Genomic DNA, 12648 nt, shown 5'->3' with positions numbered 1-12648 from the left:
TCTGGATTTCTGCTTCAGATTTGCCCTTTACACAGATAAACAAATTTTTTATAATCCTTTGAATACGAAGCTGAATGTCATCTTCTCATCGGCTTTCAGCAAATATTCTTCATGTGTTCTGGAACCCCAGCTGTCATCACCACCGATTCCCATCTGACCTTTTGCAGCGCGTACTACGGTGTAATGAACTTCCGGAAGTTCATACGGATGCATTGCATTTTCCATCTCATGCGGTGTATACGGAAGTGCGGAGAACATCATCGGTCCGTTTTCAGGATCCATCTCGAATAACATTCCACGGCCTTTGCGGTCTGTCACTTTTGCCCAACGTACTTCTTCTTTTGCACCACATTCCTGCGGAACCATGTAATGCGCCATATTGTCAGCTACCATATTTTTGTAGATGCCAAGTTTTGCACCATGTTTACGATCTGCGTAAGTCTCTGCTTCTCCCAGTCCGTACCATTCCACATGATCATAGTCTGCATTGAATTTGAACATCACGCCAAATTCCGGCATATCCCCCAGTTCTTTGACCGGATCATAAGTAAGCGTTGTTTTTACACGTCCATCGCCAAATACTTCATAGGAAATATGGCACTCTGCCATCGGTGTAGTCGGCATTACATAAGTATAAGATACCACTGCGGAATGCTCTTTCACCTCAAGCTGTGGCTGATGTCCTCCCACATAAATACCGTCGCGATAATCTTTGAAATTCAGGTACATACTTGCAATCTTCCACTGAGCATAACGCATCTGCATCAGATTTCCGCAGTCATTGTCGATCGGTGCACGCCAGAAATTCGGCTTTGGAATGGACTCGATCATCTCACGACCTGCATATTTATACGATACCAGACCACCATTTAATACAGAGAACAACACTTCAAAATGTGCACCACGGATACCGATATTATGTGTGCTGCGGATGATCTCAATCTCATCGGTGCATACAACCGGCTCTTTTTCTACCTGATATACATACTGACCAAATGCTACCTCATGTCCTGCTTTCGCCCATACTGTATCAGCTTTTAAATGGAAAGATACAGTTACGGTATACTCACCCGGACGCTCCTGTTTCGCAATCGGAAGCTCATAGGTCTCTTCACTCAACGGTGCAACTGCTGTTGCCAGTGGTTTTGTACAGATAACTTTTCCATCCTTTGCCAGAATCACTTTTGCATCAAAGGTATCTGTATTTACAAACAGATTCTTATTGATCACCGTTACTTTATCTTCACTTACTTTTGCTGTGATATTCTGGTAGTTGAATTTCACTTCCTGCATCTTAGGAGATGCCTCGCGGTCTCCGCCATATGCAATACCATTACCACTGAAATTATAATCTGTCGGACGCTCACCGAAATCTCCGCCGTATGCCTGGAACTCTTTTCCGTAACGGTCTTTTTTATAAATGGACTGATCAATATAATCCCAGATAAATCCACCCTGATATTTCGGCTCTGTATCCGTCAGATCTGTATATTTGTGCATTGCACCACAGGAATTTCCCATCGCATGGGTATACTCACAGCAGATGAACGGTTTGCTGTTATCTTTTGCGAGGAACTCCTTGATTGCTTCTACAGACGGATACATCTGACTTTCCATATCACTGGTGTCATTATAGCTGCGATCATGGAAGACACCTTCATAGTGAACCAGTCTGGTCGGATCTTCGCTGCGGAATAACTGCGACATTTCAAAAATATCTTTTCCACCGAAAGACTCATTACCGCAGGACCAGATCAGGATAGCCGGATGGTTTTTATCACGCTGATACATGGAATTTGCACGATCCAGCATCATTCCCAGCCACTCAGGTTTGTTATACGGAACAGTATATGTAAAGTCTTTGGTCATCTCAGCGACATCCCAGGAACCGTGGGACTCCAAATTGGTCTCATCAATCATATACAAACCATATTCATCACACAGCTCATAAATTTTGGACATATCCGGGTAATGGCAGGTACGGATAGCATTGATATTATTTAACTTCATGGTGGTCAAATCCTTACGCAGTTCCTCTTCTGACACATGTCTTCCTGTAACAGAGCTGAACTCATGACGGTTTACACCCTTAAATACGATACGTTTTCCGTTCAATGTCATGATACCGTCTTTCATTTCAAAACGACGGAATCCGACTTTCTGCGGAATGATCTCCTGCACGTTTCCGTTTTCATCTGATACGGTCAGTTCCAGATCATATAACTGCGGATCTTCTGCACTCCAGAGTACCGGTGCATCCACCTTCCAGGAAAATGTATCTTCATCAGAAATTTCTTTCACATCTTCCAGAACAACGTTACCCTCTTTGGAAAGAACAATTTTTAACTGTCCCTTTCCCCATGTCTTTGTCGTAAGTTCAAAATCAGCACTTGCCAAAGACACATCCGGAATTGCACGAATCCGGAGATCGTTTACATGCACTTCCGGAACCGTGTAGAGGTATACATCTCTGTAAATACCGGAAAAACGATAAAAATCCTGATCCTCACACCAGCTGCTGGCAGTCCATTTGAACACCTGTGCAGCCAGCTTGTTTTCACCCTCTTTTACATACTCTGTCAATTCAAATTCAGATGGTGTAAAAGAGTCTTCGCTGTATCCAACAAACTTTCCATTCAGCCACAGAGCCAGTCCGCTCTCTGCACCCTGGAAGGAAATAAACAAACGTTTTCCCTGCATCTGCTCCGGAACAGTAAAATATTTTACATAACTTGCAGTCGGATTAAAATGTGTCGGAATCTCACCCGGATTGATTTCCTCATGTCCTTCCCACGGATACTGCACATTTGCGTACTGTGGTACGTCATAGCCTTCCATCTGGATATGTGCCGGTACATAAATATCTTCCCAGTCTTTGCAATTGTACTCTTCTGCTTCAAATCCCGGGATCGCACTCTCATAATTTCTCGCATACTGGAATTTCCAGAGTCCGTTCAGAGACTCGCGGTAAGAAGTCTCTCTGTCAACGGCTTCCTCCTCAGATGCATAATACACATGATCAGAATGTGCATCCAGACGACCGTCACGGAAATACTCCGGATCTTTTACCATTGCATAATCAAACTGTTTCATAGGTTCCTTCTCCTTTTTCAAATAATCCATATTCATTACCTGAATGAACTGCTTCGCATCCATTCAGTTTTGTTTCAGATATATTTAGTATAGCAGATTTTGTACAACAGGTGTATAATATGTTACGCTAAAAAATATAACATTTCGAAACAGGAACTGCCAGATGCATACAGGAATATGCCATACCTTGTATCACATGCATCTTACAACAGAAATAAAGAAGTTTTTCTTATCTGTTCATCATACGATTTTCAGGAGTACCGAATATGCCTATTTACTTCAGAAGCACACCTGTAAGTGCACCTTATATGTTTGATTCAATCGGAAACCACTGGTTAGAAGAAGCGACATGCCGCCCGGAAGGCTATCCTCACTATCACTATCTGCAGACAGAAAGTGGATGCGGAGAGATTGAGATACAGGGAAAAATCTATGAATTACAGGAAAATGAGGGATTTCTCATAGCACCATCCATCCCGCATTCCTATAAAAGGAAATCTGATACCTGGTTCACCTTATTTGCCACGTTTACAGGAACACTCGAAGCAAGTATCCCTTCTCTGCTACAGAACCGTTCTGTCATCTGGACCGACAGCAGCCAGAGCCTAGTGATCGCTGATCAGATTGCATCCTGTGTCGATATGATATCTGCCCACGGCCAGCAGGACACCCGCTATCTCTCCACCAGCTGTTACAGTCTGTTGCTAAACTTTGCAGATTGTGTAAACGGTCCGTCCCACATGCAGGATCCTCTTTATCAACGTTATATCGTTCCCGTTGTGCGGGAAATAGAAACAAATTTTTCTTCAGATCTCACAGCACAGGCACTGAGTGAAAAAGTATTCGTCTCTCCTCAGTACCTTTCCCGGCTGTTCCGACGTTTTTTTTCCTGCTCCGTGTATGAATATCTGACCATGCATCGCATCAATAAGGCAAAAGAGCTCCTGCTGGTAAATTCTTACTTAAAAGTACAGGACATCGCCCGCATGACCGGTTTTTCCGACACCAGTCATTTTATTTCCATGTTTAAAAAGGCAACGGGGATGACTCCTCTGGAATTTCGCAGGATGCACTAACATGGTTCTTTCTGTTTAACCACGAAGAAAAATTCTCACAGGAAGTCAAAGTTCGTATCCACATGGAATATATGAACCGCATTATCAATAATATTTTTTCTAATATTCAACTTACTATGAGATACAGTTATATTTTCCAATTTGCCAAGACAGTTTCCTCTCTGAATCAACCTGCTAATACTCATCACCGTCCCTTTTTATTTTCATCGTAAAAGGAGATATCTGTTGTCCGGATATCTCCTTCTTGAATTTCACTTTACATTTTGCTAGTATTATACACGAACTAAAATCCAGGAATGCCCTCGGCATTCTTTCTCACTGTACAGGAGGACTTTTCTATATTATGAATGAAATAGATTGCGCAGATCAAAAACATATTTTTCGCGGAGAACTGGCTCTGCTTCTTGTTATTATAATGAACAGCTTCGGTGTCGTACTAATGCTCTATTCCGGTTCCGGAATTTCCGCTATTTCCAGTGTTCCTTACGCATTTTCAGAAGTATTTTCTTTTCTTTCTCTTGGCACCTGGACCTATATCTTTCAGGCTATTCTGATCGCATCACTGATGATCCTGCGAAAACATTTTGTGATAGAATACCTGCTGAGTTTTGTAGTCGGTTTTGCCTTCAGTATGATGCTGGATGTACACAAAGGATGGATTTCCATTCTACCGTATAATATTCCAATGCGAATTATATATTTTTGTATCAGCTACCTGCTGCTCTGCCTTGGAATTGCACTCTCCAACCGCTGTGGACTTCCAATCATTCCGACAGATCTCTTTCCGAGAGAGTTATCCGCCATCAAAAACTTTAAATATTCAAAAGTAAAAATATCCTTTGATGTGATCTGTCTGGCAACCACCGCACTGATCACAGGTATCGGCATCGGACGCATCAAAGGACTTGGCATCGGAACGGTACTGGCAGCATTCACCATGGGAAAAGTCATTGGTATCGTCGGTGAGACACTAGATAAGCACTTCCGCTTTGTGACCTTCCGGACGGCCAGGTGAGTCTTGTTTGGTTGAAAATTTAATACTTAATACGAAAACAAAGCATCTTGTCAGAACACCCGACGTTCTCTACCTTCATTTCAGCTCGGCCTTTCAAACTGAGCTAAATGTTCCGCAAGTATGCGCAATAATTCTCATTTATATCTGCGCGTGCACAAAATGTTTCATAGCTGTATTGCACGCGCGGCACCCCGGTGCCATCATGTAAATGGGGCAATAAAAAAACATCCAAAGACAAGACGGTAGGTCAATTTTCGTCATCGGAGTGAGCATAGCCCGCCTCCGTGAGTGTGTCTGAGCACGCTGTTTCTGCGTGCGAGTTCGCGGGAGGAGGCGGAAATAAGCGGCGCAACGAAGATAGAAAATTGTCCGTGTCTGTCTTGGATGTTTTTTATTGTCCATTACACGACATCCTATCCAGAACTCTTCCGAAGCCACGCTCAAAAAGAACCCCATAAACAGCTCCAAAAAAGTTATTGAAGATACGGAAGAATACCGCCCCCGGAAGTCCGAGGATTCCTACCGCAATCGACAATGCTCCGAACGTGTTGAACACAGCCTGACAGCCATAAGTCGCTGACAGCCCCACTCCGATACCACCGATAACCCCCACATAGTTGTAAATAGACGGCGGCAGTAGATAATACAATGCCAGAAATATAAAACATCCTACAATGTTGCCCGGCACTCTGGATTTTGCACGTTTCTTTGCGTCCTCATGGAACGGCACCAGAATAGACATAGCTGCGATACCGATCCACATCCGACGCGGGACATGCAGCAGACCCGCAATCAACATGGCTGTTGTGACACCGAATACCATAGTGATCTGCCATCTCGTCCGCAGGGAATGGATATCAAACTCCTTAAAAATATCCCCCAGGCTGCGTTTATACACTTTTTTCCGGTGATTTCGGTAATAAACGATCAGTGTTGCCGCTGCTCCGATTCCCATAGCGATCAGACGCTGTATATACAGATCTCCGGTTACATCATAACCATAAAGCAAAAGGTAACAAAGCAGCAGTGTGGAATGATTGAACATCACCACATTGTGGCAGCCCAGCACCATAAGGAGCAAGATACATACGGTGTTTACAAGAAATTCCTGTACAAGCCCCCCTGCATTTGCCAGACGCGGGCCAAAAGTCAATATGGCAAACATAAGTGTCAATGCTCCCATCGCATGTGGTGTCCGGATTCCGAAATCCGCAAACCGGAATGCCATCACGCACAGCAGAACTACAACACCCACAATGCTGTTGCCATTTCCAAAAATCTTACTGAATCCAATAACCACTGCCATGCAAAATGCCATGGTCAAGCATATTTTAAATAAATAAATCGCCGTATGGCGCATCTTGTCTTTTCGATTGGTACAGCTGCGGATCAGAGCTTTGGAACCTGCCTGATTCAGCTGCAATTCCTGATATACTGTCATTCTTTTTTCCTCCGAAATACAAAAAGCTTACTAATAATATAATTCAACACCAGAATCACAATCTGTGCTGCAAATTTTACAAGTACACTGTTTCCATGAAGCAAGGTAATAAAAAGAAACAGAAGCAATTCTTCTACACCAAGTGTAAACAGGCGACCACCGTAAAATTTTGTCATTTCCCGGCAGACATCGAAAAATCCGGTGATTTTTGACTGGAATACCCAGATTTTATTTGTGACATATGCGAAAGTCACTGCAAAAATCCAGGAAATAATGTTGGCGATCAGTTCATTAATACCAAGTCCAACATTGACCCAGGCATAAGACCCGATACTGACAATGGTGGTTAATCCGCCAAACAACAGATACAGCAACATTTCTTTATTTTTCTGATAGAACGGTTCAAAGATCCGAAACAGATGCAGATGCATCATACGGTCAAATATATCTTCTTTCTTCTGTTCCACAAGATCACTCCTTTTTCTCCAGCACCTTTTTCACGACATACACCGGACGATGCTTTCCTTGGATATAGGTCTTGGCGAGATATTCTCCCAAAATCCCCATAACCAGCAGCTGTATACCGCCAAGAAATAACACCACAACAATGGTTGTCGCATAGCCCGGCACATCAATCCCGGTAAGCAGGGTGTGTGCGATAATAATGATGCCATATACAATAGCAAAAACAGATACCAGTGCTCCACAGAAAGTAGCCAGCTGCAATGGCATGGTAGAAAAAGAAATGACTCCTTCCATCGCATATTTGATCAGTTTTGCAAAACTCCATTTTGTGGTCCCCGCAAAGCGTTCCGCTGCTACATACGGAATGTATTCCGTTTCAAATCCCACCCAGGAAAATAAACCTTTGGAAAAACGGAAATACTCCGGCATATCCAGCAGTGCTTCCTGCACGTTTCTGCGGAAGGTGCGGAAGTCACTGGCATTTTCCCTCAGATCCACTTCGCTGAGTCGGTTGATAAACCGGTAAAAATGATCTTTGCACCAAGCCATAAATTTTCCTTCGTGCCGCTGTTTCTGATAAGCTGCTACCACATCCACATCCGGTTTTTTCTCCAGAATCTCTGTCATATGCTTTACAATCTCCGGATCCTGCTGCAGATCCGCATCAATGATGGACAGATATGTTCCGGTTGCATAATGAAGTCCTGCATAAATAGCGGCTTCTTTTCCAAAATTTCTGGAAAAGTTTACGACAAGAACGTTGCTGTACTCTTCATGCAGGTGCTGCAGTTTTTTATAAGTGTCATCCTTGCTGCCATCGTTTACGAAAATCACCTCAAACTCTGCGGGCTCAAATACCTGCAGGCATCTGTCGTAAAAGGCATCTACGTTCTGGGCTTCGTTATAACATGGTACGATCAATGATAATTCTGTCACGTGTCTCTCCTGTCTCTTGAATAATAACACCTCCGGCAAATCTGCCGGAGGCTGTCATCTTTCTCAGTTTCTGCTTAAGCATTAAGCTCTGCATGTGCACAGTTTAATGCAGCTTCAATGGTATCATCCATATCGTAGTATTTATACATACCAAGACGGCCGCCGAAAATTACATTTCCTTCTTTTGCTGCCAACTCTGTGTATTTCTCATAGAGATTCAGGTTCTTCTCATCATTCATCGGATAATATGGTTCGTCCCCTTTGCTCCATGTCTTCGGATACTCTCTTGTGATAACGGTATCCGGCTGTGTACCATAAGTAAAATGCTTGTGCTCAATAATTCTGGTATACGGAACTTCATACTCTGTGTAGTTTACAACCGCATTACCCTGATAGTTCTCTACTCCCTCCAGTACCTCTGTCTCAAAGTTCAGGGAACGGTACTCAAGTTCACCATAGCAGTAATTATAATACTCGTCGATCATACCTGTGTATACGATCTTGTCTGCCTGCTCCATGAAAGCTTCTCTGTTTTTGAGGAAATCCTCTTCCAGTTTTACTTCCACTCCGTCCAGCATGCGCTCGATCATCTTAGTATATCCCTCTACCGGGATACCCTGGTAATCATCGTTAAAATAGTTGTTGTCATAAGTAAAACGTACCGGAAGACGTTTGATGATAAAGGATGGAAGCTCTGTGGCACGTTTGCCCCACTGTTTCTCTGTATAACCTTTTACCAGCTTTGTATATACGTCCGGTCCGATCAGGCTGATTGCCTGCTCTTCCAGGTTCTGCGGATTCTCTACATGGTAAGCAGCTTTCTGCTCTTCAATCTTTGCCTGTGCTTCCTGCGGAGTTACCACACCCCAGAGTTTGTTGAATGTGTTCATGTTAAACGGCATATTGTAAATCTCACCTTTGTAGTTCGCTACCGGTGAATTTGTATAACGATTAAATTTTGCAAAACGATTTACATAATTCCATACGGTCTCATTGGATGTATGGAAAATATGCGCACCATACTGATGAACATCGATATCTTTTACCTTATCGGTATAGATATTTCCTGCAATATGATTTCTTTTGTCAATCACCAGACATGTTTTTCCGGCTTCTTTTGCTTCGTGTGCAAATACAGCACCAAACAGTCCGGCTCCTACGATCAGATAGTCATACTTCTTCATGACATAGTCCTCCTTCTTTTTTCCTTTTTTATTCTGCTCCTTCTTTTGCAAACACAACTTTAAATGTTTTTAAAATAATCTTCAGATCCAGTTTCAGACTCCAGTTTTCGATATAATATGCATCCAGACGGACAATTTCCTCGAAATCTGTGATCTCGCTTCGTCCGCTTACCTGCCACATACCGGTCAGACCAGGTTTCATACTCAGGCGCACTTTGTGGTGCAGATCATATGCTGCTACCTCATCCACAGTCGGCGGACGGGTACCCACCAGACTCATATCACCGCGCAGAATATTGTAAAACTGCGGCAATTCATCGATACTCAGACTTCGGATAATATTTCCGATGCCCTTGCCCGGTCCTTTTTCGCTGCCGATAATACGCGGATCATTATCCATTTTAAACATATTACCCTGCATCTTGTTCTGAGCCATCAGTTCTTTTTTCCGTTCCTCTGCATCCATATACATGGAACGGAATTTATACATTTTGAAACGGCGGCCATTCTTGCCGACACGCTCCTGGCAATAGAAAATCGGTCCCGGTGATGCTTTATAGATCAGCGGTGCCACAAAAATAAATGCAACTCCGGTAATGGCACATCCCACAAGACCTGCCATGATATCCGTCAGACGCTTCAGTCCCATCGGAATACTGCTTGCTGTATTGATACTTGTGGTCATACAGGTATATCCACCGATCCGTTCTACCACACGGTTCGGCAGTGCATGATCGGTGTAGTCCAGTGCGATATGCACAACCACGCCCATCTGCAGCAGTGTCCAGGTAAGTTCATCTACTTCTTTCCTGTTCTCAGGCATCTTGATCATGACTTCATCGATGACATTTTTCTGTACATATTCCAACAGGTTATCCTTACTGCATACTACCGGAATCCGCTCAATCACGGTATCATCCAGCTTTTCATCCATAATGGCCAGACCGGACAGATTAAATCCATTGTACATACGGCTGGAAAACTGCTTCACCATTTCGGCTGCATATTCCTTCGTACTGATAACCAGAAAATTCGGTTGATTCTTTCCTTTCCATATAATGCGGCGAACATTCATTTTCCACAGAAAACGTCCTACCAGCATAAAGATGACCGTAAAACCAAAGGAAGTCAGAAATACCTGTCTGGAAAACCAGAATGCCTGCTTCGTGACATACAGATAAGCCATAACAACGCCCCACATCACGATGTTGTGTACCAGTACAGATTCTATCTCACGCACAAAACTTCTCTTTAAAATATTCTTATATGTTCCACGCAGCAACACATAACAGATGTCAATAATGATCAGGAGAATATTTACATGCGCATATAAGCTTGTTTCGCGATAAATCCGCATTGTCTGATGACGGAAAAAATATGCTGCCAGATATGCGATCTGAATGCATAACAGGTCAATCAGCATAAAATCGATATGTTTCCACCATCCCAGTTTTTTCTTTCGATTCATAGCATCCCTCGTCTTTGTGCTCTTATTAACTGATTACTTATTAGCTAAACGGTTCAATCCGCTGAAGAATGCACGGATTGTAGCTTTTGTAATGTTGGAACTGTCGCCTGCACCAAACAGTTCCTTACCGGTGCGGTTGTCACGCATCTCAATGTAAGCCGCTGCTCTCGCATGGGATCCGGATCCCAACGCATGCTCGGAATAGTTCAGGACGCACACATCCAGATCAAATTCTTTGTTGATGGCTGTCTTAACTGCATCCAGAGGACCGTTTCCGCTTGCTTCAATATGGTACGGTTTCTTCTTGTATTCAAAATCAATAGCTGCCACACAGTCTTTGTCATTCACATCTTCCACACGGATCTTCTTGAACTCGAACGGATCATCCAGTGCAATATACTCATGCTTGAATGCGTCAAAAATCTGCTCCGGCTCGATCTCGCCGCCCTGCTCCTCAGACATCTTCTGGATAACATCAGCGAACTCCTTGTGCATCTCTTTCGGAAGCTTGTAACCATACATGGATTCCATAACAAACGCTACGCCGCCTTTTCCGGACTGGCTGTTGATACGAACCACCGGCTCGTACTCTCTGCCGATGTCTGCCGGATCGATCGGAAGATACGGTACTTCCCAGATACCGGTATTGCGCTCATTCAGTGCATGCACACCTTTGTTGATCGCATCCTGATGAGAACCGGAAAATGCAGTAAATACCAGCTTTCCGGCATATGGATGACGCATGTCGATATCCATCTTGCAGCATCTCTCATATACTTCAATGATTTCTTTGATATTTTCAATATTTAATTCCGGATCAATACCCTGTGAGAACATATTATAAGCAATATTTAAAATATCGATATTACCGGTACGCTCTCCGTTTCCGAATAACGTACCCTCCACACGGTCAGCACCTGCCAGAAGGCTCAGCTCGGTGGCTGCAATGCCGGTTCCCCGGTCATTGTGCGGATGTACACTTAAAATAATAGATTCCCTGTTTTTGAAATGTTTATGCATCCACTCAATCTGATCCGCGTAAACATTTGGAGTGTTCATCTCTACGGTTGCCGGAAGATTAAAGATAATCTTATTCTCCGGTGTCGGCTCCCAGATATCCTGTACGGCAGTACAAATATCCAGTGCAAACTCTACCTCTGTTCCGGTAAAACTCTCCGGTGAATACTCCAACTGGATATTTCCGTCAAAATTCTTTGCACGCTCTTTTACCATTCTGGTGCCTTCAATAGCAATCTGTTTGATGGCTTCTTTGTCTTTATGGAATACAACGTCACGCTGAAGCACAGATGTGGAGTTGTAAATATGTACAATAACATTTTTGATTCCCTGGATTGCCTCAAAGGTACGGTCGATCAGATGCTCTCTGCACTGGGTCAGAACCTGAACCTGTACATCATCCGGAATCATGTTTTCAGCTACCAGCTTGCGCAGAAAATCGTACTCAATCTGGGATGCTGCCGGAAATCCGATCTCAATCTGCTTGAATCCCAGTTTCAGAAGCAGCCGGAACATCTCCATCTTCTCTTCTACATTCATTGGATCGATCAGTGCCTGATTGCCATCGCGCAGATCCACGCTGCACCACATCGGTGCATGCTCAATCTCTTTGTCCGGCCATTCACGCTCCGGGTAATGCAATACCGGAACTCTTTTATATTTTTTGTAATTTAACATATGTATCTCTCCCGTGATATAACCTCTTGGCAGACTACATTCTCTTTTTCTTTTATTTTCCGCATAATTTTCCAGATTCCTCTCAAAAAAGAGCGCAAGATGCCTGTCATATTTTCCTTGCTAAATATATATATTATATCATCTATCTTAACCTTGCAAGATGGTTTTTCTGAATAATTCATGAAGATTTCCAAAGTTTTCCATATAAAACCTCAACACAACGTGTTTTGACTACAAGAAAGTGTGCGAGTGCGCATCGTTTGCACGAAGTGCTT

The 12648-nt window shown here is 43.3% G+C and carries 9 protein-coding genes; 2 read left to right on the top strand and 7 right to left on the bottom strand.

From position 1 onward, the window contains the following. Positions 1-48 precede the first annotated feature (48 nt). Positions 49-3093 carry a glycoside hydrolase family 2 TIM barrel-domain containing protein gene (locus tag HMPREF0373_RS05470; RefSeq protein WP_022035320.1) on the bottom strand — a complete coding sequence of 1015 codons (3045 nt, stop codon included), beginning with the start codon at positions 3091-3093 and terminating at the stop codon, positions 49-51. Positions 3094-3359: 266 nt separating this feature from the next. Between HMPREF0373_RS05470 and HMPREF0373_RS05465 the strand changes: the two genes are divergently transcribed. Both HMPREF0373_RS05465 and HMPREF0373_RS05460 read left to right on the top strand, forming a co-directional pair. Then, positions 3360-4169: a helix-turn-helix domain-containing protein gene (locus HMPREF0373_RS05465; protein ID WP_022035319.1), complete on the top strand. Its 810-nt coding sequence runs from the start codon at positions 3360-3362 to the stop codon at positions 4167-4169. A gap of 343 nt (positions 4170-4512) precedes the next feature. Continuing rightward, a complete protein-coding gene (locus tag HMPREF0373_RS05460) occupies positions 4513-5184 on the top strand; it encodes a DUF6198 family protein (protein ID WP_021738637.1) in 672 nt (223 codons plus the stop codon). 391 nt (positions 5185-5575) lie between these two features. Here HMPREF0373_RS05460 and HMPREF0373_RS05455 read toward each other — a convergent pair whose 3' ends face one another. The 6 genes from HMPREF0373_RS05455 to leuA all read right to left on the bottom strand — a co-directional run bounded on the left by HMPREF0373_RS05455 (position 5576) and on the right by leuA (position 12373). Beyond that, positions 5576-6625 carry an FUSC family protein gene (locus HMPREF0373_RS05455; protein ID WP_021738636.1) on the bottom strand — a complete coding sequence of 350 codons (1050 nt, stop codon included), beginning with the start codon at positions 6623-6625 and terminating at the stop codon, positions 5576-5578. Continuing rightward, the gene (locus tag HMPREF0373_RS05450; protein ID WP_021738635.1) at positions 6622-7092 is read right to left on the bottom strand and encodes a GtrA family protein; all 471 of its coding nucleotides are present in this window, start codon (positions 7090-7092) and stop codon (positions 6622-6624) included. The genes HMPREF0373_RS05455 and HMPREF0373_RS05450 overlap by 4 nt, the downstream gene beginning before the upstream one ends. 4 nt (positions 7093-7096) lie before the next feature. Next, positions 7097-8026 (bottom strand): glycosyltransferase family 2 protein, encoded by a 930-nt coding sequence (locus HMPREF0373_RS05445; protein ID WP_022035313.1) that lies wholly within the window; start codon positions 8024-8026, stop codon positions 7097-7099. Positions 8027-8100: 74 nt separating this feature from the next. Further along, positions 8101-9210 carry a UDP-galactopyranose mutase gene (gene glf, locus HMPREF0373_RS05440; RefSeq protein WP_022035312.1) on the bottom strand — a complete coding sequence of 370 codons (1110 nt, stop codon included), beginning with the start codon at positions 9208-9210 and terminating at the stop codon, positions 8101-8103. Between the two features lie 28 nt (positions 9211-9238). Then, positions 9239-10678, bottom strand: a complete 1440-nt coding sequence (locus HMPREF0373_RS05435) for a sugar transferase (protein ID WP_021738632.1) — start codon at positions 10676-10678, stop codon at positions 9239-9241. A gap of 33 nt (positions 10679-10711) precedes the next feature. After that, the gene (leuA, locus tag HMPREF0373_RS05430) at positions 10712-12373 is read right to left on the bottom strand and encodes a 2-isopropylmalate synthase (protein WP_021738631.1); all 1662 of its coding nucleotides are present in this window, start codon (positions 12371-12373) and stop codon (positions 10712-10714) included. Positions 12374-12648 lie beyond the last annotated feature (275 nt).

Source organism: Eubacterium ramulus ATCC 29099, assembly GCF_000469345.1.
In the GTDB taxonomy this organism is placed as follows: Bacteria; Bacillota; Clostridia; order Lachnospirales; family Lachnospiraceae; genus Eubacterium_I; species Eubacterium_I ramulus.
The sequence above is the reverse complement of the archived record's forward strand: the minus strand, read 5'-3'. Positions and strand labels throughout refer to the sequence as shown.

Bases quoted from the DNA above. Each gene is read 5' to 3' on its own strand.
- HMPREF0373_RS05465 (WP_022035319.1), top strand. From the start codon at position 3,360: ATGCCTATTTACTTCAGAAGCACACCTGTAAGTGCACCTTATATGTTT.
- glf (WP_022035312.1), bottom strand. From the start codon at position 9,210: ATGAAGAAGTATGACTATCTGATCGTAGGAGCCGGACTGTTTGGTGCT.
- HMPREF0373_RS05435 (WP_021738632.1), bottom strand. From the start codon at position 10,678: ATGAATCGAAAGAAAAAACTGGGATGGTGGAAACATATCGATTTTATG.
- HMPREF0373_RS05460 (WP_021738637.1), top strand. From the start codon at position 4,513: ATGAATGAAATAGATTGCGCAGATCAAAAACATATTTTTCGCGGAGAA.
- leuA (WP_021738631.1), bottom strand. From the start codon at position 12,373: ATGTTAAATTACAAAAAATATAAAAGAGTTCCGGTATTGCATTACCCG.
- HMPREF0373_RS05470 (WP_022035320.1), bottom strand. From the start codon at position 3,093: ATGAAACAGTTTGATTATGCAATGGTAAAAGATCCGGAGTATTTCCGT.
- HMPREF0373_RS05455 (WP_021738636.1), bottom strand. From the start codon at position 6,625: ATGACAGTATATCAGGAATTGCAGCTGAATCAGGCAGGTTCCAAAGCT.